Origin of the sequence: Roseibium sp., assembly GCF_965216085.1 — a bacterium.
In the GTDB taxonomy this organism is placed as follows: domain Bacteria; phylum Pseudomonadota; class Alphaproteobacteria; order Rhizobiales; family Stappiaceae; genus Roseibium.
On sequence record NZ_OZ244138.1, the window covers coordinates 5,141,007 to 5,167,708 of the forward strand.

General features: G+C 48.6%; 20 protein-coding genes, 1 tRNA gene, 2 pseudogenes and 1 other annotated feature. Of the genes and pseudogenes, 15 read left to right on the plus strand and 8 right to left on the minus strand.

The window, feature by feature from the left end:
- Positions 1 to 374: 374 nt before the first annotated feature.
- Positions 375 to 2,840: an AAA family ATPase gene (locus tag ACOOFE_RS24145; RefSeq protein ID WP_420412397.1), complete on the minus strand. Its 2,466-nt coding sequence runs from the start codon at positions 2,838 to 2,840 to the stop codon at positions 375 to 377.
- A 292-nt stretch (positions 2,841 to 3,132) separates the two neighbouring features.
- A complete protein-coding gene (locus ACOOFE_RS24150; RefSeq protein ID WP_420412398.1) occupies positions 3,133 to 5,412 on the minus strand; it encodes a restriction endonuclease in 2,280 nt (759 codons plus the stop codon).
- A gap of 1,151 nt (positions 5,413 to 6,563) precedes the next feature.
- On the opposite strand from ACOOFE_RS24150, the gene ACOOFE_RS24155 reads away from it, so the two are divergent.
- Genes ACOOFE_RS24155 through ACOOFE_RS24175 form a run of 5 tightly spaced genes read left to right on the plus strand, consistent with a single transcriptional unit; the run spans position 6,564 to position 12,461 of the window.
- Entirely contained in the window at positions 6,564 to 8,090 is a 1,527-nt protein-coding gene (locus tag ACOOFE_RS24155) for a hypothetical protein (RefSeq protein ID WP_420412399.1), read from the plus strand.
- On the plus strand, positions 8,041 to 9,147 hold the full coding sequence (locus ACOOFE_RS24160) for a hypothetical protein (protein ID WP_420412400.1): 1,107 nt from the start codon (positions 8,041 to 8,043) through the stop codon (positions 9,145 to 9,147). Before ACOOFE_RS24155 ends, ACOOFE_RS24160 begins: the two co-directional genes overlap by 50 nt.
- A gap of 12 nt (positions 9,148 to 9,159) precedes the next feature.
- Entirely contained in the window at positions 9,160 to 10,122 is a 963-nt protein-coding gene (locus tag ACOOFE_RS24165) for a glucokinase (RefSeq protein WP_420412401.1), read from the plus strand.
- A gap of 24 nt (positions 10,123 to 10,146) precedes the next feature.
- Positions 10,147 to 11,610: a PEP-utilizing enzyme gene (locus ACOOFE_RS24170; protein WP_420412402.1), complete on the plus strand. Its 1,464-nt coding sequence runs from the start codon at positions 10,147 to 10,149 to the stop codon at positions 11,608 to 11,610.
- Positions 11,592 to 12,461 carry a hypothetical protein gene (locus tag ACOOFE_RS24175; RefSeq protein ID WP_420412403.1) on the plus strand — a complete coding sequence of 290 codons (870 nt, stop codon included), beginning with the start codon at positions 11,592 to 11,594 and terminating at the stop codon, positions 12,459 to 12,461. The genes ACOOFE_RS24170 and ACOOFE_RS24175 overlap by 19 nt, the downstream gene beginning before the upstream one ends.
- Before the next feature lie 93 nt (positions 12,462 to 12,554).
- Here the strand turns inward: ACOOFE_RS24175 and ACOOFE_RS24180 are convergent, their stop codons facing one another.
- From ACOOFE_RS24180 to ACOOFE_RS24200, 5 genes are all read right to left on the minus strand, one after another.
- Positions 12,555 to 13,796 (minus strand): hypothetical protein, encoded by a 1,242-nt coding sequence (locus ACOOFE_RS24180; protein WP_420412404.1) that lies wholly within the window; start codon positions 13,794 to 13,796, stop codon positions 12,555 to 12,557.
- Between the two features lie 76 nt (positions 13,797 to 13,872).
- Positions 13,873 to 15,006 carry a hypothetical protein gene (locus ACOOFE_RS24185; RefSeq protein ID WP_420412405.1) on the minus strand — a complete coding sequence of 378 codons (1,134 nt, stop codon included), beginning with the start codon at positions 15,004 to 15,006 and terminating at the stop codon, positions 13,873 to 13,875.
- A complete protein-coding gene (locus ACOOFE_RS24190) occupies positions 15,003 to 15,302 on the minus strand; it encodes a Rieske (2Fe-2S) protein (RefSeq protein ID WP_420412406.1) in 300 nt (99 codons plus the stop codon). The genes ACOOFE_RS24185 and ACOOFE_RS24190 overlap by 4 nt, the downstream gene beginning before the upstream one ends.
- Positions 15,299 to 16,522, minus strand: a complete 1,224-nt coding sequence (locus ACOOFE_RS24195; RefSeq protein WP_420412407.1) for an iron-containing redox enzyme family protein — start codon at positions 16,520 to 16,522, stop codon at positions 15,299 to 15,301. The genes ACOOFE_RS24190 and ACOOFE_RS24195 overlap by 4 nt, the downstream gene beginning before the upstream one ends.
- Positions 16,523 to 17,188 carry a RibD family protein gene (locus ACOOFE_RS24200; protein ID WP_420412408.1) on the minus strand — a complete coding sequence of 222 codons (666 nt, stop codon included), beginning with the start codon at positions 17,186 to 17,188 and terminating at the stop codon, positions 16,523 to 16,525.
- A 720-nt stretch (positions 17,189 to 17,908) separates the two neighbouring features.
- On the opposite strand from ACOOFE_RS24200, the pseudogene ACOOFE_RS24205 reads away from it, so the two are divergent.
- The 10 genes and pseudogenes from ACOOFE_RS24205 (at position 17,909) to ACOOFE_RS24250 (ending at position 26,370) form a co-directional block, all read left to right on the plus strand.
- Positions 17,909 to 19,137: pseudogene (locus tag ACOOFE_RS24205) on the plus strand (IS3 family transposase).
- Positions 18,190 to 18,306 (plus strand) — a sequence feature (AL1L pseudoknot). Its footprint overlaps the pseudogene before it by 117 nt.
- Before the next feature lie 940 nt (positions 19,138 to 20,077).
- Complete coding sequence (locus ACOOFE_RS24210) at positions 20,078 to 21,865, plus strand: type IV secretory system conjugative DNA transfer family protein (RefSeq protein ID WP_420412409.1); 1,788 nt, start codon at positions 20,078 to 20,080, stop codon at positions 21,863 to 21,865.
- 18 nt (positions 21,866 to 21,883) lie between these two features.
- Positions 21,884 to 22,876: an AAA family ATPase gene (locus ACOOFE_RS24215; RefSeq protein ID WP_420412410.1), complete on the plus strand. Its 993-nt coding sequence runs from the start codon at positions 21,884 to 21,886 to the stop codon at positions 22,874 to 22,876.
- Positions 22,877 to 22,891: 15 nt separating this feature from the next.
- Positions 22,892 to 23,515, plus strand: a complete 624-nt coding sequence (locus tag ACOOFE_RS24220) for a hypothetical protein (protein ID WP_420412411.1) — start codon at positions 22,892 to 22,894, stop codon at positions 23,513 to 23,515.
- A gap of 11 nt (positions 23,516 to 23,526) precedes the next feature.
- Positions 23,527 to 24,054 (plus strand): hypothetical protein, encoded by a 528-nt coding sequence (locus tag ACOOFE_RS24225; protein ID WP_420412412.1) that lies wholly within the window; start codon positions 23,527 to 23,529, stop codon positions 24,052 to 24,054.
- Positions 24,051 to 24,386: a hypothetical protein gene (locus ACOOFE_RS24230; protein ID WP_420412413.1), complete on the plus strand. Its 336-nt coding sequence runs from the start codon at positions 24,051 to 24,053 to the stop codon at positions 24,384 to 24,386. The genes ACOOFE_RS24225 and ACOOFE_RS24230 overlap by 4 nt, the downstream gene beginning before the upstream one ends.
- Positions 24,387 to 24,672: 286 nt before the next feature.
- Positions 24,673 to 24,978 carry a hypothetical protein gene (locus ACOOFE_RS24235; protein ID WP_420412414.1) on the plus strand — a complete coding sequence of 102 codons (306 nt, stop codon included), beginning with the start codon at positions 24,673 to 24,675 and terminating at the stop codon, positions 24,976 to 24,978.
- A gap of 54 nt (positions 24,979 to 25,032) precedes the next feature.
- Positions 25,033 to 25,896, plus strand: coding sequence for a recombinase family protein (locus tag ACOOFE_RS24240; protein ID WP_420412415.1), 864 nt, complete (start codon positions 25,033 to 25,035; stop codon positions 25,894 to 25,896).
- A 36-nt stretch (positions 25,897 to 25,932) separates the two neighbouring features.
- A pseudogene (locus tag ACOOFE_RS24245) lies at positions 25,933 to 26,010 on the plus strand (hypothetical protein); the annotation flags it as partial.
- Positions 26,011 to 26,133: 123 nt separating this feature from the next.
- A complete protein-coding gene (locus ACOOFE_RS24250; RefSeq protein WP_420415660.1) occupies positions 26,134 to 26,370 on the plus strand; it encodes a hypothetical protein in 237 nt (78 codons plus the stop codon).
- A 199-nt stretch (positions 26,371 to 26,569) separates the two neighbouring features.
- Here the strand turns inward: ACOOFE_RS24250 and ACOOFE_RS24255 are convergent.
- Positions 26,570 to 26,645: transfer RNA gene (locus tag ACOOFE_RS24255), tRNA-Ala, on the minus strand.
- Between the last annotated feature and the right edge of the window lie 57 nt (positions 26,646 to 26,702).

Consider the following 26,702-nt stretch of genomic DNA (forward strand, 5'->3'; position numbering starts at 1 on the left):
CTACTAACCAGATCCCGAAATTGGACTGGAGTTTTAAAGTATCGATAAAAGTGCTGCGTAGCTTCGCGTGGCGGACACACAGGCATGCACCAAAGGCCAATTCGACCGTGCCGGATTCATCAAAGCCCGTCAAGTTGTACTCAAAGATGCCGGGGATCGTGGCCGTTGCATCGAGTTCGCCAAGCTGAAATGGGAATGGGTTTTAGCTTTGCTGAAGCCCTGCCCTTTGGCAAGAGTGGAAATGGACGGCAAATAAGGTAAATCAATACCGATTAATTTATTGAAAAGACTAGGAGAAAGTTCTTTCCAAATGAGCCAGTAAGAAAATTTAGCGATTTTTTTATATTCATATTTCTGAAGCTTCGCTAAAAGAGCTAGCTTCCTACCTTTTTCTTTATCAAGTCATAGCGGAGATCGCCGCAGACGCAGTTCAACGATTGAGGTGCTGGGCCTGCATAAGTTAATCGCAGTAAGCTCCCACATGTCTTACACCTGACTTGAGCAAGGACTTCGTCAAACGCATCCACAATTGTCTTAAACTCCTTCGGCTCGAAATTTTCCCAGGCATTGAAATGGACCGCTGGATTGACGCCCCACGCTTCGACATTGCATTGCGCGTGCGCCTTCTCGAATTCAGAAAGCGTCTGCCCAATTGCCTCTTCCAATTCGGCTTTCCCCCAACTGTTTGCTGCAGCTTTTGCCTCCTTCAGCCTTTTTCGAATAGCAGACAAGGCAGGAGGGAGCGTGTCGTTCAAGGTGAACTGACCATCTGCCCGAAAGGGAACCGATGCTCTGAGATTATCGCACAACAGATAGCCGACATGCTCAAGATAGTGACGCAGCCTGCCTGCTGCAGTTTGCACATCCCCTTGTTCCAAAGCTTCACGCACACGCGCCATCATGTCAGCGTCATTGTAAATTAAAGGGCCAGTATCGACGGTCCATCCGCCGAAGGTTACTGCGTTTACGATCAAATTCTCAGACCGCATGAAATTGAGCCAAACGCGGTCATGCGTCGTCATAACAAACTGCGTGTTTGGGAATTCCTTTTGTAGCAGATGACAAACCTGCCGACGGTGGCCTGTATCCACCGACATCAACACATCATCAAGGACGCAAAAACGAAAATCGTCACCCAAAATCTGCCGCATAAGTGCGAGATATAGGCACAAACCCATTCCGTCTTGGTGACCCTCGGAATGGAATGCCCCGGGGGGGAACTTTCCTCTACCGTAAAAGTCGACATCAAGGTTGAGCTTGGCAGGCCCGGGCGTCAACGCACCTTCGAAATTCTCTTCGTCGCCTTTGTTGAGCTGTTTGTAGTAAGAGGCGAAATTGTTTTGCACAGACTCGTAAATACCATTCAGCTCTTTCAAGCTGACTTCATCGAATGTCGCTTTTGCAGCTCCGGCAATGTCGGCGTGGCTTGCGGCATTCCGAGCATCTGTGACGGCTTGAACCCAAAGTTCATAGCGTTCTTGGGCCAGAATAAGTAATTCTTCAGCTTTGTCTGCTTCGGATATGTCAGGCAGTTTTTCGATTGCCTGAACCAAGGTCTCACACGCAGAAATCGCTTCCTCGGAATCCTCTATCCAGCAGTTCTGCAGCACCTCGATTGCAGATATCATTTCCTCATCGGAATTCGTCGCTGTTCCCAGAGTTGTGTTTATCTGTTCTAGACGCTCCACCTCATTGCGAAGCGCATTCTGTATGTCTGTACATTTGAGCTGGCCGGCACGGTCTGCGGCAACGCTCAAAGCTGCGATTTGACTCTGTATTTGCTGGCGGACGATCAGGACTGCTTGCGAAATATTTTTGATTGCTTCGTTTGCGGCTTCAGCCGACTTTAGTTTTGCCTCTAGATGATCGCGCAGCTCTTGTTGGTCCCAATGTTTATCGCACAAGGGGCAACCGTCATCATCAATTAGGGGTAAACCAGTCCTTACCAGAACATCTTGACGAACCGCGCGCCATGCTTCTGCATCCGATTGCAGGTCTTTAAGGGATGTCGCCGCATTGGTGCGAGCCTCTAAGAGAGCACCCAGTTCAGAACGCATCGCGTCGAGCAAGAGCTGCGATTCCTTCAAAGCTAGATCTTTGGGAATAGCGTGCGTTTTAGCCGAGCCTTCCTTCATCCCTTCCTTGAAATTGGTATCACCTTTCAACTCCGCGATTTCTTTCAATTCGAGCGTTTTACGGTGCTTATTCACGGCTGCGAGGATCGTTTTGGCTTTCGTATTTTCAATGCCAAGTCCGCTAGCAAAATGATTGCGGGCATTCTGGGCCTTCGTAGCCGTTGCGTCTTTTTCAGAGTTTGCGCGATTACTAACTGTCGTCAGGGATTTTCGAATTGCATCGAGGCGATCAAGGCGCAGAAGGGTCTTCACGTCTTCATCGCGTTTACCAGCAGGTGTTATGATGTATTTGACAATGTCGCGCCGGGAGAGGGCAAATTCCGGATGCCGCTCAAGTTCCTGAACGGCGGCGCGGGTTTCATCGTTTGCAGGTTCGATTTTCGGTTGGCGCGGCTTTGCAACGCTTCTTTGGATGGTCAGCTTTTGTCCGCTTGCCGTCAGTATACCTTTGATTGTAACGCAGGCTTTGTCCGAGTTCGCACCGGCATCTACGTGGGGACCGTGCTTGCCAACAGTCAGCTCATCGGATCCAGCCCCGGTGAGGCGACTGATGGATCCGGTTAGTGCAAATTCAATGGCATCGACAACGCCGCTCTTACCGGTCCCGTTTGGACCGAATATGCCAAAACGCTTGCCCGCAGGCATAAGCTCTAGCTGTTTGATGCCTCGAAATTGTTCGATATTGATACTTTCGATCTGAATCATAGCTCAGTTTCCTCTTGGGGCGGAGGAAACAACGCGTCGTCAATTCGTTTGGCAGTAGGCGCCGCATCGTCAAGCATGACTGCCATAAGGCGGTCTCTTAGCTCCTCGCTTCCGACGTCTTTTTGAGCAAGCGCATCGGTATACGCGCTTATTACCTGCTCTACGACGGGAGATTGCGACTTTGCTTTTGCCATCTGTGTCTCTGGGTTGTTTTATTTGTATTTACGATTGCGTATGCAGCTAATAATTGCAAATATAACGATACGAACAAATTTTGATGATCGAGCAACGTTTAAGTTCGTAGTAAATTTGAGAACAGGCTTATCAAATCGTCGTCATCAAACTTTTCGTTGCCTTGCCGCCTCGATGGTGAAAATCCGGTGCTGCGTTCCTCGTGATCGGACTCCTCAATTTCCGATATTCGGTCAAACACCACTGATTTCGCCTCTTCAGGATCGCGACCGGTGAGTTTTGCGAGTGAATCCAGATAGTCTAGATGCTCGGTAAGACTGTCTTCGGTATCCAGATGGGATATGGCTTCTCCAGTGTTTGAAAATTCATACTCTATGGCATTTCCAAGGGCGTGTCCGGCAGGCGTAAAAGGCGTAAGAAATGTATCGGACATATACTCCTGAACACTCTCAGTAACGCTGACAAGCTCATCGGGCGGAAGTCCGTCTTCAATCACGTTTGTCAAACGTGCTTCAATAGCTTCCAAAAGCGTCTGTTTTTGTGAAACGTCGTCATCGACAAAATTACTCACCCACCAGTGAAGTTGTGGAAGGTCTCGCCCATCCCGCCACGAATTCAAACGCAATTTACTGGTGGCGAGCATAGATAAAGCCTTTTCGATATACTGCTCTTCACCGCAAGCTTCCCACCATTGAAGCAGCATTTCCGCCCGATCTGCTAGCGAAAGGTCGTCAGCCGAATAGCTTGCATATCCGTACCGCATGGATTTTTTCATTGATGGCGTGGCATCAATCATCTGGGAATATGAGCCAAACGCGCTGGCGAATTTCTTTTGGATTTCAGGGTGAGACTTAAAAACTTCGCAGACGTGCCGCCATAGGTGTTTTGCCCAATCTGCTCTCCTGGCGGTTGCGGGCAAAAGCTCCAGAAATTCTTTCTCGATAAGGTACGACTTCAGGAAATCCCGGACGGAGGGATTAACAAAGCTAACAGTTTGGCCGGAAATAGAGACAAAACCGGATTCCAAAGATTTTAATGCGTCTTCAAAATCCCCTGGCTTTGTCGGCTGTCCATAGTGACCGCAAACAATCCGATGCAGTTTCGAAAAATTTTCACTCAATTCATCGACTTCTTGTCCATATTCCGAGCCAAAGAACAGTGCGACCAGAAGGTTTTGCGACTTCATATCCAATGCGCGATATGGCTTACTCCAAACAAGTTCGGGATTTTCAAGGGCATGATAGATGTAGCCAGGATAATCCGAAGGCTTCATTACATCGATGCTGTCACTCGACACGGACGCGATAATTCGGGGATTGTAGTTTTTATGGTCCACGATCTTTTTCAGCCAATCGCCAACCAACAAAGCCTCAAAATGCTCCTGTTTTAGTTCGGATGCCGATAAGTGATTGAACAAGATTTGCGATCTGATTTTTCTGGTGTAAGCGCCGACATCTAGAATATATTTGGCGAGCTGTAATTTCTTGTCGTCAACGTGATCTGATAATCTTCTGGCTTCTTCGAAAATATGCGCCCTCGTGGTGAGGACGAACCGTGAATTCTTCGAACGTCGAATTCTGTTTACGAATGTCGCAAGTGCGGTATCGCGTTGAAGAAGCGATTGGCGGTCTAATTCAATCCGCCCCAAAAAATCATCGAAGAAGAATACCGTTGGTTTTCCGTCATCGACCTTGGCAAATCCTTCTTCTAGCGAAGTAATGGCATAGAATTTCCACCCTTCTTCAAGATATTGATAGGATATCATTTTTGCTAGGGTCGTTTTGCCGACACCAGGAGGCCCTGAAACGATCAGGATTTTCTGGTCTTCGAGTCGTTTTGTGGCTTCTTCGAAGCTCGGATTTCGGACATACACACGAAGGTCGTCCAGAATCTCTTCTTTCGTTGCCTGCGTGAAAGCCTCAAGACCGGAATTGAGAATGCGCTCCAAGACAGCAGTGCTGGATAGCCAGAGCTTGATGTGGGATTTTTCGATTTCCGGATATCGTGTGAGGGCTCCTTCAATATCTTCTCGCCCCCAGATATCCTCCGGCTGCTGGAGAATGCCGCTGGCGATCTCCGCAAGAGTATTGCTCTTTTTTTGCGTCAGCGACTGTGATGTAAAAAACAGATAACGTTTCGGCTTGAGATCGGAGACCTTCAGAACTTCCTTTTTGAGAGACGATTTCAGCGCCGTAAAAGTCGAGCCAATGTAATGCTTGCATTGCAGGATGGTCGCGTCCGCACCCCTTGAATGACGACCGTCTATTCCACCGTCCGGCCCTGGACCGAACGCTGAAAATCTTTTGCCGGTGTCCGCTTTGGCGATGTCGCGGCAAAGTTCCTCGAAATCGATGTGCGATAAGTTCTCAAGTCTCGACATGGCTTTTGCGTTAATGATTCCAGGAACATATTAAGGATGCGTCACGTTCGTTCCAAGTAATTTCGTACTATCAGGAATTGTGAGGTTGTTCCATTCCTCCAATTACAGCGGTTCGGCACATGTGCAGAGTCACATTTCAAAGCCCTGCGAGTGGTTTCAAGGGGCGCGATAGCCCTTTGATCGGGTTCAGCGTCGATACGCTGACGGCATCCAATCTGCGCAAGGTTGGTCTGGGTTCCAAGGGGCACGAAGGCTCTTGGTCGATGGGATGGTTCCAAGGAAGGGAGGCGCGAAAGCTCCCTTCTTGGTCAGGATTGCACAAGGGCAGGAACGCCCTTTGCTCTCGATGAAATCGTCTCCATGAAATGGTCTGGGGTCATGGGGGCAGGAACGCCGCCCAAGTCGATGGGTGCAGGGAGAGTGAAATCTCCCGCGAGTGGCTCAATCCGGCAATACGGGTTGGATGGCTCTGAAACGGGCTCAATGCCCTGAAAGAGCCAAGGCTAGAGGGTCCACGGGAGAGCGTAGCGTCTCCCTGGCAAGATCAGCGGGGGTACTACCCCGCACATCTTGCGGGTGAGAGAATTCAAAATTAGCAGATGCTAGAAATAGGAGTTTTAAATAGCGTGTCCGCTTGCACGTTCACTTCAGACGTTTTCCGGTTCACGCAACAACTCTGCAAACAAGCTCTGTGGTTGTTGCTTCTCAACACTCCACCCAGCCTTGGCGAACGCGATGAACTATTCCCTGTGTTCCGCGAGGTACGGGAACCTAGTTCTTGGCATGAAAAACACTCTCAATCACTAACCAAAAAGTGCCCATCAAATCGGGGCCCTTTAGTTTTTGACTTGTTCCAAGAAACTTGAATTTGCCAATAGTGGTTGGCTTGAGATCTCTTCTCGTCACTTGAAACGTTACGGTAGCTTTGGGACTAGCACCATCGATTGGCTAGATTTCCGAGTGCTCATTCGTTGAGGCGAAGCAACACAATTATTCAAGTTTGCTACCGTTGGAACAAACAAAGCAAGGAAGTGAAACTGCTAGGTTCAATAGTTGACGTAACAGTTTCCTTGCACCACACTACTATCGCGTGTTTTGAGCGGTAGCAATCTACCAGAAGGACTAATTGAGCACGGAAAGCTGGAGGTATCATGTCAGACAACCCCAAATCGAATGAAACTGAAATCACCCGCGCGGCGAATGAAGACCTATCAAGGGAAGCGGAGATTGTGACAGGGAACGTCAATGCAGCCCTGGCTCAAATCAACGAGGACCTGGGGAAAGAGGGGGCGGTCGGTGCGTTGGCCCGCGGCAAAATCTTCGAACTCACAAAGCATAGCGAGTGGGCAGCCAGATCTTACGAACTTGCTTACAGCCTCGATTCTACGAACCTTGAACCGTTGGCGCGCTTGATTGTCGCTCTCATTCACTGCGGAAAATTTCAAGATGCTCTCAACCACTCATACCAGCTTACCGCAAAGGACCCGGCTTTTGCGGTCGTTTCATTGTGCCAGGGAGAACTGTACAGTTCGCATACACTTCTTGCGGAGTCACTGCTGTTAAACGATATGATCGATGAAGCTCGGGCTTCGTTTAACGAAGCACTGAAAATAAATCCTGAGGATTCCCTATCTGCTGGCAGAATGGCCCAGATTAGCCTCTCGGATGGGGAGATTGAGTCCGCCATCGAACTCGCAGCCAAAACTGGTGATTCTCCTCGGTTTAAGCAGTTGCGAGCAATGGCAACATTGGCTTCGCGAAACAGCTCAACCGTACCGTTCCTAAAGATTGAGACGATCCAAGAACTTGCTGGAACTGCTTCATCCGCCGTTGGTAGGCCCTTGTCGGTGGATGGCTCTCGCGTGAGAGCCACGGTGAATACTGAAACGGATTGGGGTGCATCATCAACTCCCGCTTCAAGTCATGCTTTGCCGCGAGACGTCGCCGAGCACTGGGACGCTATTGCAATGGAGGAGCATTCATCAATCGCCTCGTTTGCACGGCTACTCCTCGAATTCATGCACTTCGGTGTACCAGCCAGCCTGGTGGACGAAACAATTGCCGCAATGGCCGACGAAACCGACCATGCTCGCGATGCGTTAAAGATTTCCAGCCGCCTAAAAGGAGAAAACACAGGAGCGGGCACTCTTGATGTTTCCAATGTGTTGACGCGAAAGCCAGCTCTGCGGACGTCTGTTAGGGAAGCGCTCTTTGAAGGCTGCATTAGCGAAACGATTGGGGCTCTCGCCGCTCGAAAGGCAGCGGAAACATGCAAAGACCCGGAAATAAAGAAGACGATGCAAAAGATTTCAAGCGACGAATTGCGGCATGCGGAAGTAGCTTGGCATTTTATTGAGTGGGGCCTCGAGCTCGAGCCGACGCTAGTCGATGAGTTGACTCGGTTTTTGGAACTTTCGCTGGACGAATTAACGGAAGCGAGCATGTCGAACTGGCCGGCCAGCGCTAAAGAACCAACGCCTGACTATGGCGCGCTTAATCGTGAACAAATGGCAGAAGTGTCACGCGAAACCTTTTCTGAGTTCTTTTTACCGCGAATAAAGAAAATAATCTCCGCTGTTGAGCAAAAGAAACAACACTCACCAAATCTCGCATTAGAGCCGAAAAACAATGCCGCTGAACTTATCTCAATTTCTCCTCAAACGACACTTATCGATTGATGCGATAACGGAGGGGCTTTGTGCTGCTTTGGGCTTTGAATATGGTGATATCCTGATTGCTGTTGGATCGCTCGCAGAAGAACTGGGAAACGAGCGATCCGACTTCGACATCATGCTCGTCACCTCACGCACGAACTTCACATTTACCTATCCAAACGTCATCGTGGCCACAATCGCGGACATCACAGTTGATATCGCTGTTGTTCAAAATAGTTGGGCAACGCAGACGATAAACAAAATAAAGAGCTTTGGAGATAACTACACTGACCCTCGAAACGCAGGTGAATTCTCAAGGCAAGAAATACAGTTCCTTCACCGCGTGTGTAACTGTATGGTACTTGCCGGGCACGATTCCGCGAGCCAGTTGAGGGCTCAAATCGCCTTCTCCCATCTAATTAGACAGCGGTTCTCAAACGCGTTTCACGAACTCAAGTGCTTGGTGGTTGATCTCGTCGGGTTCGAAGAGGAACGGGATTGGCAGAGTTGCATAATGGTCGCTCAGTTAATCTTAGATTACTCCATTGAATGCTTACTTGCATCATTTCAGTTAACTAATCCAAGCGCTAAGTGGCGAGCGAGACTGCTGGGAAAGATCCCGCAAAACTGGGAAGATCGTTTACCTGGAGCGTTCTCAAAAAGGAGCGCTATCACAGTCTATTATGACCTACTGCGTTCACCCACAACCATCGATACAGAGAGTGCACAAATTTATTGTAATAAGATCTGCTCGTTTATGCGGAAAGTTTTAGCTTTAGGCAGTTGGCGCACTTCAAACGATAAAAATGATACTGATCTTCGTTGGTATCGTGGCGAAACAGGTGCATTAGAAACGTTTCCTGTTCTTGATAGTTCGATTTTCTTTTATTATCAGGAAGAAACCTTCATCGGCTTCAATCTAAGACACAAAGAGCCGTATCTCCACAAGCTCTCTCCCAAGGACGTCGGCTTATTGTGCTACTATGACGGTGGGACGCACGCCGTCCGTTCAACACCCGCTGTAGCTGAAATGGCCAAGAAATTGGGGATTTTGCAGCCATTGCGAGACGGTCCATCATGAGAGTGAGGTGACATGGATAACGTAGTGGAGGCATTGCTTATTGAAATTGGGGGAACAAACATACGAGCCAAGCTGCAAGGCAAAGACCTAAAGTCTGAGATGGTTATAGCGAAGACCAATTCTTTCAAATCCCTTTGGCAAGTGATTAACAGATTCAAAAACTTGTTTCGTCTACCAAATAGTCTCAGTAGCGAAATCAATATCAAAGTGGCTGCAGCCGGCTGCCTTCATAATGGGCGTTTCCTTTCTGACGACATTAAGTGGTTGAATCGAAGCCACGAGGAGTTAGCGGACGAAACTCAGAAACTTGGTTTTCGCTTGCTATTCATAATGAACGATATGATTGCTACTTCTAATGGATGGTTAGCTAGGGAAGTAGCTCGAGTTGGTTGTTCAGAAGTATCATGTCCAATAGGTATCGTAGGCATTGGTACCGGATTTGGTGTCTCATCAATTCATCGCATTTCAGAAACCCAGTTTCTTATCCTAAGCTCAGAGTTGGGTTTTCTCCCAGTCAGTCCTAGCAAAACGACTCGCATACGAGACGTAGTTTCTGGACGCGCAATAAATGCGGCATCAGTACTCACTAAATCGAGCATAAATGAGCAAACATGCATTGATGGCAGCATTACAACCGTCGACGACTATTGGCAGGAAAGAAACACTGATCCCGATTTTTTGGATCATTTTCGTTGGTCGGTACTCGCACCTATACTCAGCCAAAATCTCCAGAAAATAGTAATTGTGGGCGGTGCTGCGTCGATTCTTCGATCTCAAGGAATAATTTCGCCTGAGGACTTAAAGCAGAACTTCTCAAACCGCAACATTGGCAGCATACAACCCATGATTAATGACGTAGACGTTTCCTTTGACAGCTCAGAGGACCTTGCTCTGTTTGGTATGACAGAGAGCATTGGCAGAGTTTCACAGGACTTCTTAGCTACTAAAAATCACTCGCTAGTAGTTGGCTACTGATACGAGATGGGTAGCGCAGCAGTAATGACTGTAAATGCCGGCGGTTCGTCGGTTAAAGTCCATCTCTTCGGTCGTGGAAAGCTTCCCGAAGCGAGTGCCTCAATTGCACAGATGGACATTTTGAGTCGAAGAGTAACTATTCGATCTGGAAGCGAAACAATCCGCGAGGAAACGGTTTATGGCACAGAAAGCTGGTCCTGCCACGATCTCGTTTCCGCAGTATGTTCCATCGTCAATTCTCGCCCGGATATTAGGCCAGAAGTTATCGCGCACCGGGTGAAGTTTGCGAGAGAAAGGTCTCCGGTATGCGAATTCGATCGGAGAATCTACAACTCAGTTCTCTTAAATTCAAATTTGGCTCGATTGCACAACCCGATCACGCTGGAATTGTACAACATTACGGAGAGGGCTTTTCCAGATGCGACGCAGCTCGCAATCTTGGACAGCGGTATATTCTTTAATGATGGATTGAGCGATAGTTGCCCCCTCCTACCCCAACGAATAAGAAATAGGTATGAACTGCGTTCAACTGGTCATCATGGACTGGCATTGGAAGACGTAATCAACTCACTCGACCCACCGGTCGGGCTAAAATCTATATGCGTCCATATTGGTTCTGGCGCAAGCGTTTCTGGGTTCGTTGGGAAAGAACCGCAATTCAGCAGTATGGTCCACGCTTCTATCGACGGACCAATAATGAACAGTCGATCCGGATCATACTCAGCTGGCGCCGTGCTTAAAATGATGTCGAAGGGCGCCTCATTACGCACTGTCTCCGATCTTTTACATTCCCATTCAGGTATTTTCGCGCTTGCGAACCAAGAACTAGAAGACAGAACCATGGTGAAAGATACAATAGCGGACATCTATGATTCGCCATTTAATGTATATATAGCTTCCTTTATTCGTGAGATTGTATCAGCATATTCAGAATTAAGCGGTTGTGACGTTATAGTTTTTTCTGGAGGTGTAGCGCGTTCGGGACCAAAAATCGTAAGGATGATTGTAGACTTTCTGAAACACATGGGACTTCGGGTTCCAAACACCGATCCAATTCTTCTTCCCTGCAGACTCGACACCAGAAGTGGATGCGTTATCGCAGTTTGTAAGGAGGCGGAAGAGCGAGTGATAGCTGCCAAAGCCAGAAGCTTCGTTTTTCAAGAGGAAGCAGATTGGTATGAGTGTGATCTAGTTGTGCCCGGGCTGGCACGCGGTCCACTACTAAACTTGAAGACTACTGACAAAAAGCAGGTTAATGCGATTATCCTCACGGAAAAGTTGACTACTGCGGCAGCTCTTTCTGCCCAGCGTTTTGGAGGATTGATTGCCTTAACGGGTGACGCTCTTGGACATGGCGCAGCGATTTGCCGAGAGATTGGCCTACCAACGGTAATTTGCAGTAATGAAAGCGTGTTAGAACACTTAGGAAAAGAAGTGTTTCTTGATGCGACAGAAGGGAGAATAAGACTGTGCTCTCAAAACGAGTAAAAGAGCAAATTCTTTATTGCAACCGTCCGCAATACACTCTTTCAGTTTTGCAATCTGACCTCACCCGGCGATCATTCGACAACGCAGGCGAACAAATTCTTGGGCGGAAAGCGTTTATTCACACAGATGAAACCGGTCTCGTATGGCTACCCAAAGATCTTCTCGCCCCACAGCTGGTCGATTTCTTCATTAAGAATCCATCAAAGTTCTACAGTGCTGTCGAGTCCAGGATGATTGAGTATTGCCGGACGAGTGAATTGGTGCGAGCGGCCGAAATTTCTCGCAATACAAGTGTCACAGCACAAATGAAAGCGCTAAGAGGTCTTGCATACGCATATATTGGTTTGCTCAAGTATGTGATTATTGGAAATCTACTGATCGAAGAAGTGATCGGTCGCTTTCAGCAACTATTAGCGGAGTTCGTTCCGAACGAGCTGGCGGTTCAACACCTTGACTCCCTGTTACGCTGTGACGCGGTAGCAAGAGCTATAGATTTGCAATTTTTTGAAGACATTCGAGGAACAAAGCGTATAGAGGATGTTACCTCTGCTCCAGTTCATATTTTTGGCGATACTCGTATTGTTCACTCTGTTCCTACCGACGACAACGTCAACAGCTTTCTATTGCAAGCTAAAGGCTGTATTTCACGCTACGCACCACTTCGATTTATCGTCCCTGTTGTCTACCAGATGGCAGAGGAATGGAGATACGCGGATTATTCTTTAAGAACGCATTTACGCTATTATCTCGATTCGCTTCAGGCTCAACTTGGAATTCAAAAAAACCTCTACGCCATGACGTTTAGTGAATTAGAGGCGGAGTTCATTACGTATGAATGCAGAGCCAACTAGTGGCGCGAGATGTGGCCAACCACCAGTTTTTCGGAGTGCTCTGAGCCGGAAGTTTCATCGGAGCGGGTCAGCTCCTTTTAGACAAAACTAGTCTTACCAGTTTTCAGCTCGCAAAACGTGAGGTTCAAGCCAACGATCATTTGTGCTGTTCAAATAATAGTCGAGGTCGATATGGTGCGCCTGTAACATGTTGTGTAAAAACATCGTAGGTACCGTAACAGGAAATCTACCATATTTTGAATGCATATATGTTGCAATTCCTTTGACCACTTCAGTCTGTGCTTCACTTAGACCGAAGCCGGACGTAGTGATATTATCGTAGTCTTTTCGGAGATGTCCTTCACGCTGAAGGTGAGCTTCAATGAACGCTTTCTTGTTATTTAAAAGGCTGTCAAACGCACAATCCATTTCCTCGTAGTATGGAGGGCAGTATCCTTCGAGTATGCCATCTAATCCAACAATGTTTGGAGTCGAGTTTCCGGAATGTTTCATCGAACGAAACCCGAGCCCATTCTTTCGACCACGCCGACTTCCGCAAAGCACTCCGGCACTGTCAAAACCGGAGAACATCCAACCGCCAAGCCCCATTGCTTGTAAAACCAACATACCATTGTGGCAGGCGATTGCCATCTCTGAAGCCGCAAGCGTTAGTGCGTTCCTCTCAATCGCGCTAACTGGCATTGCGCGCTGTAGATCCAACTTAACCTCGAGGTCGTGTATGTTTGGCAGCCGCTGCTGTGCAATATCGTCGACGACTGTCCCTCCATTCACAACGAGGAGGGCGATCATTTCTAAAACAATTTGCGACATGTCACAAACTGGAAGTATCAACAAGCTACCTTCCACGTTTGCATATTTCAAATTGTGCGCTGAAATATACTCGGGCGCTATTCGGAGACGATTGCTCGTTAACTTGGTTGTAAATCCAGCGAGATCAATATTTGGCCCATTTACTTCTTCCACAGTATCTGGAAGTGGAGCTTCAACTGACCTCGATAGCACGTGTACCCCGGTGTCGTCGGTGAAGAAGAATGTGGTCGGATACCACCCACCTGCTGAAGGGTAGGTACGACCCATTAAATCTGAAGGTATGTGCTCAGCTTTTAAAGGATAGTCGGGATTCATTTCAACGAAATGAATCCACGAGGTCGATCCAGCAACGCAAGACAAAACGATTTTTGTCTCAAACGCGGTCAAGGCATCGTCGTTCGTTCCTCTTTGATCACCAGACCGTCCTGAGTTGGCCTGAATTCCCCGCGAAACTCTACGAGACCTTCGCCCTGATAAAGCGAGCATCAAAGGGTAACTTAAAAAACTCGAGAACCCTTTCTTCAACACTTAGCTCCTCTTTTTGTACAGATCGTTTATGCATTCACTAAGGCAATTTCGCAGACCTCTTTGATCGCCAAAACTAAACAATGAAAGGGTCTGCTCGCGACTTCGCTAGAAACTCAGTCCGCGACGCGTCGTCAATTCGATCAATCGGTAAAGCAACTCGTTCATCAATCTCAATACCACTATCTAAAACTGACTTTGTCTTACTCGGACTCATTGAATACCACTTTCTAATTTCTTTAACCCCGAGCCAATGAAGGACGTCTATTGCTAAACTGTGTTCTCTGCAATCCGAACAATCTGAAATAGCGCCCGTCCATTCAAAATATCGATCTTCGCTGTCTTTGAGACCAGATGACATGCGTAAGTTGTATACTAAGTACTTTATTACTTCACCGAGAGCCCGCCCCTCGTTTCTGAAATACGCAATGATTCCAATGCCGCCGGACTGAGAAAATTTTATACACTCCTCGACAGAAAACAGAAGATAAGGACGACAAGAACAAAAATCGGACCCAAATACGTCCGAAGAAGTGCACTCATCATGAATACGACAAGCAACTCCGCGATCTATTTTCGATTTAGATTCAATATTTCCGAAAATATATAGACTAATATTACCAACTGGCGGAAGAAAAACATTAACTTCCGGATTATCTTTGAGCGCGGGGGAAAATAATGAAAGTTCTTCTCTGAGCTCCTGCACTTCGAGGCCCAACCGGGCTGCCACTCCAGGTAAGTACCAAACCTGCTCAATCGCTATTTTAGTCACCTTCGCATGACCCGTTTTGCTAAGTATCAATTCGTCTGCACTGAGTAAACCTCGCTCTATCGCTATGCGAACTTCTGGAAACCAAACTACGCCCCGAGTAATAGCAATTGTTGGTCTATGGTAATGGTCTGACGGATAGGTTCTTCCAAATTTGTCTATTGACAAATGGCCCCAGGGATCGAAAGACACGATAGTGTTATTGCGGCACCATTGCGGAAACGGACCAATTTGAACTCGAGGTTCCGTCCCTTGGAAATCTGGACGAAAGCCTAGTTTCTTTGTTTGGCCCCGACGAGCAATTGTCTGAAAAACCGCATGAGGCCCGCCGTATTGCCCAATTGCGTTGTAATCCGTATTAGGGAACAGTATTATCGGTCCCCTTTCAACTGCTGTGGGCGCGTTCCAATTAAGTTCACCCGGGGTTCGACCCTGCCTCAATTTTCAACCTCATTCGATTGATCCTCAGCTTTGTTATCGCAGATAGGCTGCGGAATTAGACGAAGCGTCGTCGGACGGGCGATTAATTGTTCAACATGAAAAATCTTATGATGCATAGGGCATTCAATCCTATCACCGGTTAAATACAACCCGTGCTTAAGCGACCCCGAACGATGGGGGCAAGCATTTTCAACCAAAAATAAATCTCCGTTATAGCACAAAATCACGTATTCAATATCTCCTTGGACTATCCGCGGTAATGAGTTTCCTAACCAATTCGACGAGAGGGTATTCACTGTCTCGTTTCCCGTCCTAAAGTGCCCGGAGGAAACTGACAAAAGTCCGACGGATCTCGGAGAGCTCCAATTCCACCAACTTGCAAACTACAAGCGTTACAAGACTGAATAGTCTGTGCCATCATGCTTGGCGTAAAACAATTTTCACTTGCAGAAATACTTTCATCCAATCCGTAGCTCACTGCTCCACTATCCGCTAATATATTAAAAACCTTACTCACATTGAGCAACTGATTACCAAACTCTTTAAACGTCTGTTGAGTGGCTGATATTCCCGCCATAATGTCTATCTCTGCCTGCCTTCCAAATTTTTCAGCCAGTGGGATTGCCACCTCATCCAAAACCATCGACGAATGATGAATATCGATGTGCGCATGTTCTGCGAAGTAAGTCGAATCAACTTCTGGATGGTGTCTCTTCAAATACAAATAATTCTGTTTCGTAGACTTCTGATAGGAACTTTCTGCATAAATTAAGAAGCCAAGCTGAAGAAAAAAGTTTCGCGGGTTCTGGAATAAGTGGTGAATAAAATTATGCAATTTAAAGGTGTTAATATCGAATAAATACCAATAATGATTGTAATTCGTACTCAAGTGGAATCCCTCGAGCGTTGAACGGAAGAGCGAGCTGTGTTTCTTTTCAAAGGAGCCGTACCCGAATTCGTCGATTAACACGCGAAAAAGAACTGATTGGGCTGGGCCATAGTCGCCCACAACTCCCAAGGCCGAAGCCGATGCTTCAGCAAGCAGATCGCTTGATGATTGGAGCAGAAAATTACGATAGTAATCCTTGCGTCTTTCATTATTTTCAAGAAATGTAATGAATTCATTCTCTGCGTTCATATCGAGTTCCGAACTCACATCCGACAAGAACTCCAAAAAACTCAACCGCTCAACGAGCTCGTAAGCAGTTCCGATTTCAGGTGTTATCAGTTTCTTCTCTATTGATGACTGCAAGTTAGAAAAGCCGCATCGTTCCCTCAGATCGTGATAGGCGTTAAATTCTTCCATACTTGTTTCCTGCACCTTTGGAAGTAAGACGTAGCGTCCTTGGTAACATCGAAAAAGTACTTGATGCAGAACAAGGTGATAAAGCTCTATATTGTCGGATTGCTCTGACGGAATTGAATCAATTCGTAAGTCATATTCAGGCAAAACGGTTTGACCGGAGTGTCGAGAAATCAGTTTACTGATCGTGTCAATTTCTTTTTTGAACTTCATTTAGGATGACCGCTCATAAACAGTAATAGGCACGCCAGAAACCTGGTAGAGTTCGGTAAGGGTCCACTTAGATACTCCGCAGTCCTCCGAATATACATTCGGGCCAAAATACGTTGGTGCATCAGTGTTTCCGCAGACAACTGGAATATGTTTTATTATTACCCTTCTCAATAGTTTAGAAGAGAATACTGTGTTCAAAACTCTGGATCCTCCCTCAACAAGAATCTTGAAAACATCGAATCTCCGTAATTGCTCAGCTAACTCGCCAAAATTGACTGTATCGCCTCCGGCAACAAGGACTGTAACCGCCGGGTTCGATTGAAGAACTTCGATCTGGTTCGCTGATGCTTTCCGAGAAGTTGCAACTATTGTCGGAAGTCCGTCGGTCAGGACATTGCACTGTCTCGGCAAATTGCCGTCAGAAGATAGGATTACTCTAACTGGGCTCTTGCCCTCAAAGTGACGGGTGGTCAGAAGCGGGTTATCAGACCTTATCGTTCCAGCGCCAACCAAGATTGCATCATGTTCCGCTCTCACTTTGTGGAACCAAGACTTTAGATCCGATCCATAGAATTCGAAGAGCTGTTTGCTGTTGAACCCTGGACCGAGCGATATACGTCCATCAATGGTCAACTCGGTCAGTGTTGTCACTTCTGTTGAACGCATTTCTTTTTTCAATCGAACTCGACGCATTAAACTAGGCTTCTCAGCTATTGAGCGGCCTGCTGCGGCGTCGAGCTCCCTCGCTTCCCAGCAATGTAAAGTTGAACCTTCTGCGCACTAATTCAGAACGTGTGTCAGGGACTTGTCAAGCATTTCTTATGTGGTTGGGTCAGGCTGAGGCTTTGACAAACTTCAACTGTAGCGCAAGTGCGAACGATTTTTTCGCATACTAGAGGCATCTGTCACTTTGGTTTCGGCGGGTGACCAATCGTAAATAGCTTTGCGAGTTTGCTAAGGCTTCGTGCAGTCGCTGCAATCAGGAAGTAATCGTTTGCTCAATTTGGCCCTCGTATCTGAATTTATTCGATTGGGCAGACAGGTAGGTACTAAAAGGCTTTTTGAGCTTTCAGCATCACAGTCGTCGAATACCTATCCGCATCGAATAGGCAACAGATCGAAAGTATGAATCACTATTGTTTGCAGGTTGAAAGATAATCCTATCCGTGAACAAAAAGAAGCCCATCATGATTGCAGCAACCTTTAGCTTTCCGGATATGATAATGGCTGTTCTTAGGATCCAGCCCGTTCTGGAACGGATCGATGCTGAAGCATAGTAACCCTATGTGGTCTTAGCACTGGTTGTGATCGGGTCGGGGTTGATAGTCTACGCTGAACCGCCGCGGGTTTGCCGGAGGCTCCAACTTCTGAGAAAGTGGAGCCGATATGAACAAGACAACAAACAAGTTTTCAGCTGAAATCCGTGAACGTGCCATCCGCATGGTGATCGACCATGAAGGCGAATATCCGTCCCGGTGGGCCGCAGTATCTTCTATCGCAGCCAAGATCGGCTGCGCACCAGCGACGTTGCATGAGTGGGTCAAGAAAGCAGAGGTCGACAGCGGCAAACGAGCCGGCCTGCCGAGCGATGTGACCGAGAAGATGAAGGCCTTGGAGCGGGAGAACCGTGAGCTTCGTTAGGCTAACGAGATCCTGCGCAAGGCGTCTGCATATTTTGCGCAGGCGGAGCTCAACCGCCCACTGAAGCGATGATTCCTTTCATCGATGAGCTTCGTCCGGTGTTCGGGGTCGAGCCGATTTGCAGAGTTTTGCCTATTGCCCCGTCGACTTTTTACGAGAGTATTGCCAAACGGGTGGGCATGGATCGCCTGTCGGTCCGCGCTCGCCGCGATATCGCCCTGAAGATCGAGATACGTCGTGTGTTCGAGGAGAACTTCCGGGTCTATGGCATGTGCAAGATCTGGCGGCAATTGCAGCGAGAGGGTTTTGATGTTGCTCGTTGCACCGTGTCCCGGCTCATGAGGTCCATAGGGCTTCAGGGGTTCATCCGTGGCAAGCCGGTGAAGACGACGTTTCCGGACAAGTCGGCACCCAGTCCAATCGACCGTGTGAACCGCCAGTTCAGGGCACCAGCGCCGAACACGCTCTGGGTTTCGGATTTCACCTATGTCGCCACCTGGCAGGGTTTCGTCTATGTCGCCTTCGTGATCGACGCGTTTGTGCGGCGCATTGTCGGATGGCGCGTCAGCCGGACGGCGCATGCGGCCGTTGTCCTCGACGCCCCGGAACAGGCGCTTCATGATCGGCGGCCCGCTCGGGGTGGCGGCCTGGTGCATCACTCCGACAGGGGTGTTCAATACGTGTCGATCAGGTATTCGGAGCGACTGGCCGAGGCGGGAATTGAACCCTCAGTCGGGAGTGTCGGAGACAGCTACGACAATGCTCTCGCAGAAACGATCAACGGTCTTTACAAGATCGAGGTCATTCATCGGCGTGGGCCGTGGCGCAGCTTCGAAGCCATTGAGTTTGCTACCCTGGAATGGGTCGACTGGTTCAACCACCGCCGTCTTCTGGAGCCAATAGGAAACATCCCTCCGGCTGAAGCAGAGGGACAATACTACGCCACGCTGGATCAAACGGCCGTGGCTGCATAACTTAAACCAAATGGCCTCCGGCAAACCTGCTGCGGTTCAACGCAGCTTTTTGGTCATATTGCGGGAGTTGAATATGGGTGTTTTGAGAGCTTTACGAAACGATAGATAAGGGAAACGCTTACTGTCGAATTTTGTTTCGGAGGCAAAGTTCAAATTATGACTATTTTCAACCATTGCCTGAGGCGGATCCTTAAATATTTTAAGTATAACACTATGAAATACATTTTATATTTTGTAAATATCAATATCGTAAATTTAAATAGAATATCAATTATAGGAATAAAAGCATAAAAGTAAAACAATTCATACCTAGATCTTACTTCGGTGTTTGACGGTGGCCTAGATCGCGCTGCAATGGCGCGAGCCATGTGGGCTGCGATGAAAGAAAAGAAACTCTAATTCAGAAAAGTAGCGACGGCCGCGGGGGTCGATCAAAGCGACATTCAACGGATCACAAATCAAAAAGCAAATTTAGATAGCCCATTGAAAATATTGTGTAAACTTGGCTGTAAAGCACACCTTGAAGTTAACCTTTAAGGGCTGTCACAAAAAATATGTTTGACAAACGTGAGACTTTTCTCTCACGCTTATAGTTAATGGGATCATCCAACTAGCTCTCCCAAGAGCAAGATTCCAATACTTGGCATTCGTCATAGAAAGCTAAGTAAAAGCCATAAGGACAGGTATGCTGTCCATTCTTGGAGGTGAAAGACCTCTGCACCGCACGCGCGGTGCGATGCGCTGAATGGCGGCGCGGGCAAAAATCAACAGAGCCGGGGCATGAGCCAGGGTTCACCGAGTGTTTGAACGACCAACGTTCAAACACCCGGAGGCTAAAGCTGTTTTCAATTTGGTTTCCCGATGTTGGGAAGAACACGGTCAGGGAAGAAGGAATTTCAGCGGAAGGGTCAAGGAGCGAAAAGGAAAGGGAGCAACAGAAATGATCCTGTTGGTTGTCTCGGAAGTTTGTCAGTTCGCGGTGACACTCATCGTCTTCAACTTCGTTGCGAGGACGCTCACCTTCTCGACCCTAAAATTCTTCGGGGCGTATGACCCTCGGTGGGATCTCAAATGGCCCCGTTTCCCGTGGCGCTGGGTCTGGCTCAATGTCTGGATCAGGTTCGGGGAATGGATCGAGGAGAATTTCAAAAGCGGCAAAGCCACGGGTGGACTGACGGGGTCTGTCACGCAAATAGCGCTTACGTTTGAACCAAACCAAAGCCTCATCGGGCAAGCGCGGCTTCCTCTCGGTATCAGGCACTACAGTCTGGTAGGTGAGAAGTCCGAGCGCCACAAAGTCTTTGTTGCAAGCGCTCGTTCTGGGAAAAGCCTTCAGCTGCAAACCGAACTTGCTTTGATGCCTGACGATGCCAGGGCACTGGTCATCGACCCAAAAGGCGACCACACGCGCGACATCCTTTTTAAAGCTGAAGAAAACGGTCACGAGCTCTGTGTGCTCGATCCCCTTCGGATTACGGAACGCAGGAACAAGATCTGCCTGTTGATGCAGATCCAGCTCGTCAATAAACGTCTGGGCGAGGATCGCACAACGATGATGTGCGATCGGATCGCCAGCCTGTTTTTCCCGCACAATCCGCAAGCCAAGAACCCATACTTTGACGACACCGGGCGTGAGGGCTGGGCGCGCATGATGTGCTTTGTCTTGCACAAATACCCCACTGGAACGTTGCTGGATGTGCGCCGTCTGTTCGCCCGCGGTTATAATGAGGATGCCCCTGATGATCCCGAATTGGCCTTTGGGATGCTTTGGGAGGAAATGCTCGATTGCAATATCTACGATGGCTATGTGTCTTCGTTTGCGGCTGACCTCCTCAGTATGGATGAGCGCACACGCGCCAACGTTCTTTCAACTATCCGAAGCAAAACCGCTTTTCTTGACCACCAGCAGGTCAAAGACGTTTCTTGTGGCAATGACGTCAATCTTTGCGATCTGAAGAACCCGGATAGCAACCTCATTATCTCCATCCCCGTGACGGTCGGCGACATGAAGACGACCTTACGCCCCTGGGTGAGTGCCATTGTCTCGCTGTCCTTGGCAATCATGGAGTGGATACCCGGAGACCTGAAGACCAAAACCCGGTTCGTCATCGAAGAAGCTCAGGCAATTGGTCAAACAGCGCTGCCTGGAATGGGTGACAAGGCTGCTCTTATGGCGGGGATGGGCGTGTCCCTTATCGTCGTCACCCAGGATTGTGCTGGTTTCAAAAAGAGCTTCCCACAAGACTGGCTTTCCATCATTGGCAATGCCCAGCACGTCATCTTTATGGCCTGCAATGATCATGAGACCTACGAGTATGTTTCTGACAAATCGCTCGGAATGAAGACGGTCAAACGAAAGAAATGGCACATCCCTTTTCTTTGGACGGTCTCAAGTTTTGAAAAGCCCGTCATGACACCTGACCAGGTGCGCCGTTTCCTTGAGGCCAAGAAGGGCTCAGCGATAGTGATGCGCAATGGCAAGCGCTCGATGTTCGTGAAGATCGCCAAGAGTTATCAGGTGCTGCCTGTTTGGCTGATCAACCCATCCAAAGACCACGGCGAGACAAGAGCCCGCGCGTGGTTCCGCTCTGTTTGGGAAGACTGGACATCCCGAAGGAACGAACAGGGCAAACTGGTTGCCACCTCTACTCCCCGACTGCTGCCGAGTGATGAAAGCAAGCTGGACGCACTGCATTTGTCCACCCGGCCATCATCCTCCAAACACTGAAACCAAGGAGATCAGTCTATGAAGGTCCAATCTAGTCGCTACATCCCTCCGGAGTTCATTCGAGAGGTGACATGTCACCTGATGTTGAACAGGGCGAAGGCTGAGAATCCAGCCATTCGATCCCTTACTATGCTGATCGTCCAAGGTCCTGCTGGTTCAGGAAAAACGACATCCATTCGTCATATCTGCAATGTGATTTCTGCGCCGTTGTATGAAGTCCATGGCAAGGAACTTGTCTCTGAATGGGAAGGACAGGCAACAGCACCACTAGAAAAACAGGTTTTGGACGCCGCCAATGATCCAAGCCCATTCCAGCCCGTCGTTCTGGTTGATGACATCGAAATGAGCGGCTTCTCCGTCGATGCCAATTTTACGGGAACGGTCAACAGTAAGGCGTGTTCCGCATGGCTGATGAGCTACGCTGACAATCCTCACAAGCTGAACATAAGGCCGGAAAAAGCACCACCGCGAACGCTTCACCTCAAGCGCCCGCCTGCTTTGATCCTTACGGTCAACAACATCTCTGCCCTACACAGCCCTATGGTGCGGGAAGGTCGCGCTTCTATTTGCACCCTCGATCCAAGAGGTATCGATCTACAAAGAGTGCTCGCTGGGATGTATCCCAAATTGTCTGTTCGCCAAGCCGGACAGCTGATCAAAAGACACCCGGGCAGATCAGTCGCCTTATTCTCCGATATCGGTGCCTACATCACCAAAAAATCCGCCCTTAGGTTCGCACAACGAGCCGGTTTGAACTTCAAGTCCATGGACTGGGCTGCCATGGCAGCGAGCATCGAAACGTCGTCAAACGGCGCGACCTATCACCAATTGGCAGACGCCGCTGAAGTCTTGGCCGCGCAATCAAGAAGCTCAAACTTTGTAGCAGCTCCAGACGATCCGGCTCCGCAACAACACCAACCTCATAATCCAATGGAACACAGCCAGAAAAATGGAGCCTGGTTTCCGCGTTTCCTGCCCGGATCACAAGATATCCCGGCATCAAAGCCCTAACAAAGGAGGTTAGACATGGCGACAGCAAAAACGAAGCTCAAGACCAGCGTCGGTGTTGGTGCAATGACGCGAGTGGAATTGATGCAGGACTCGGCTGAGAGATTTATTCAGCTCGCAGACCGCAATCCATTCGGAATGCGCTACCAGCTTGAGAAGCTGGATGTCCTGTTTGGAATGAAGCTTATCAGAGAAGTTTGGCTCTCAGTTTATGCGGATGACGAACGAATAGCCGGACTTCGGATGAAGTTTGATTGGAACACCAATCGAGCCATGCTGGAAAAGCATGGTGAGGACGTTTCGGAAGATAAGATCGACCAATACGGCACCTTGGAATCGACCACCGACACAATGGTCGTCTTGCGGAAGTACATTGACGAGTTGTTCGACCGATGTGGGGCAAGCCACATCTCATGCAATTGCTTTGTGCGTCCAGAAAGAGTGAAGGAGTTGGGTGAGGATCGATACTACGAGATCATGGGCTACAAAAAGCCCGGCGAACCCGCCCGTAAACCCACACAGGCAGAAATCGAAAAACACCGCAAAGATCGTGCGGCTGAGGAAGCTGCACGTAAAGCGAAAGGCACCAAGCGGGTCATGATCTTGCCTGAGTTGCCGGAAGTATCGATTGAGGCATGGTGAGGAGAACAATCATGAAAGACGTTCTATATGCCGTTTTTGACCGGCTCAGCGAAGATCTGAGCAAAGTTGAAAACAAGCACAATGTTGGTGAAGCCAGCGCTGACGCAATCCCTGAACATGAGATCGTGGCAGATCTGGATTACGACGAAAAAGTCAAAAGAAACGATCAAACAGGCGATGTATCCGGCAAGATCGCAAGCCTGAATGACCGTTTCCATCAGAACCAAACAACCGCTGATGACGAAATCAAAGGTCGATGGATCTTAGGGGATGATATAGAGGAACTTCCTGGCCCGACCAAGGCAGCGATCAAGAAAAAGGTCCAGGCTTATTCGGGATTTGAAGAGTTCCCACTCCATGATCACGGCGCTTTCCATTACCGGAGCAAGGACAGGATCCTCCCTGTTATTTGGAAGATCGGCGTCTACCAGGACGACAGTCTCACCAAAGAGGCCGATCACCCTGAAGATCCTGCGCAAAGCTATCGGCTTTTGCTGCTCGACCTTTCCGACACCCCTGTTAAGGAGAACGCATCATGACCAATGATCCTATCGCAAGGTTCCACGAGTATCCCGCAGAGATCTCACTCTTTGAGCAAGAGGGTGAAAACGGCTCCTGGCTGAATGCAAAGGTCAGCAAGATCTACAAGGATGGGGAAGACTACAAGCGGACCAACAACTTCAGCCGCAATGATCTTGTCAAACTCAACAGCCTTGTCCCACAGGCGATCGAGCGGATGCAATCCTGGGAGCAAGAGCAAAGGCAAGCTCCCCAGCAATCTGAAAGCGAGCAACCGGACAAGTACAAAGAGCGGGCGCAAACGCGGCGCGCGCGGCGTGCTCAGTCACAAGATCGGGGGATGGCACCGTGAAGACAAGTGTATTCACCGATCCCAACTCAACCTTGTAGCCTTTAGTAAAGAAACTGGAGTTGATCGGGAATTTGCGTTCCCGATCAAATTCCAGGTACAATATACTTATGGTTGCTATTATTTTGGATACCAACCAGATCTTCGAGACATCTTTATGTCCAAGGTCAGGCCATAACCAGAAAATTAGATCAAACGCTCGGGGCGGGTGACCGTCATGACGCAGGTGGAGTCTGTCCAAAGCAGACCAAGAGAAACTTTTTGATCTCGTCGCAAAGGAGAAAGGTCAATGAACGATATGAGCCGCTCAGGTTTTCCAGATGTCTCTGCTGCGTTTGAGAAAGAGCGCCAGGCTCCGCGGTCCAGCTCCGTTGGCATCGATTATGACCGCTATCAAGAAATCCTGGATGATCCAAATATATCATCGGATCAGCAGCAGCAAATCATTATGGCCCTCTGGTCAATCCTGACCGCCTTTGTTCACCTAGGGTATGAAGTTCATCCAATTCAGCAGGCATGTGGACAATCGGACTCTAAACTTGATTTAGAAAGAAAAACAGATTCGACTGAGGTAGAATTACAACTAGATAACTAGATCAGAAGGCGAAATTTGCCTTCAGCTTAACGATACTCACAAGGAATTTGATAAATGAACACAAACACAAAGAAGGAAAGCGAGGTTCAATCGGCGTTAATTTACTGCCGCGTATCTTCAACAAAGCAGAAAACAAGCGGCTCAGGCCTGGAAAGCCAGGAACACCGCTGCCGTCAATATGCGCAAGAAAAGAACTATCATGTCGAAATGGTGTTTCCAGACGACGTAAGCGGTGGTGGAGACTTTATGCAACGCCCGGGAATGCGGGCAATGCTGGCCTATCTCGATGCGCAAAAAGACAAGTCCTATGTCGTCATCTTCGATGATCTAAAGAGGTTTGCCCGCGATACGGAGTTCCACATAAGGCTTCGACGGGAGTTTGATGCACGCGGGGCGTCTATTGAGTGTTTGAACTTCAATTTTGAAGACACACCCGAGGGTCGCTTTATCGAGACCGTTATCGCGGCACAAGGGCAGTTGGAACGCGAACAAAACCGCCGCCAGGTTATTCAAAAAATGAAAGCACGCCTTGAGAAGGGCTACTACGTCTTTTGTCCGCCAGTTGGCTACAAGTACGGCAAAGACCGGCTTCACGGTAAAATTCTGATCCGCGACGAGCCGGCTGCAACTTACGTGACTGAAGTCCTGGAAGGGTACGCCAACGGCCTCTTTAGTTCTCAGACTGAGATTGGCCGTTATCTGGAATCAAAGCCGGACTTTCCGACTGGAACCGCTAACGGCAAGATGCGGATCACAAAAGTCACTGAGATGCTGGAGTGGCCCACTTACGCAGGCTATGTCGAGGCTGCCAAGTGGGAAGTCTCGCTTCGAAAGGGCCACCATGAGCCGTTGATCAGCTTCGATACCCATGAACGCATTCAAAAGCGACTTAAAGGCGTGACAACCGCACCTGCGTGAAAGGACATTAATCAGGACTTTCCACTGCGCGGCTTTGTGCTGTGTGATGATTGCGGCGAGCCACTGACGTCCTGTTGGAGTAAGGGACGCAACAAGCGCTATCCCTATTATCTGTGCGACACGCCTAACTGCCCTTCAAAACGCAAATCGGTTCCACGTGCCAAGATCGAGCAAGGGGCTGAAGATATTCTGAAAGGCCTTCAACCAGGCAAAAAGCTGTTTGAGCTGGCGAGAACCATGTTTATCGACATATGGGAAATGCGCCATGTCGAGGCTGAAAACGCTCAGAAGGCCCTGAAAAAACAAGCAAATGACGCCCAGAAGGAAATCGACAAGCTGCTTGGGCGCATTTTGGACGCTACAAGCTCCACATTAATCAACACGTATGAAGCCAAGATCGAAAAGCTGGAACGAGACAAGATTCGCCTCACAGAACAAGCCGATCGCTGTATCCCTCCCAGAGGACACCTGTAGGAATTTATCGAACACGCTCTAATGTTCCTGGCAAGTCCTTGGGATTTATACAAAAAAGGCAGTTTTGCACTCAAGATAACGGTGTTGAAATTGGCCTTTGCAGAGCCTCTAAGATATAGCCGGGAAAACGGTTATCGAACCGCTAAAACAGCCTTTCCATTCAAGGTGTTAGCGGATTTTAACTTGCTAAAGTGCGGTATGGTGGAGCCTAGGGGAATCGAACCCCTGACCTCTTCGCTGCCAGCGAAGCGCTCTCCCAGCTGAGCTAAGGCCCCATTTAATTTCCAACGGCTGGGTCACCGTCGGCTGATGGAGGCGGAACATAGTCACAC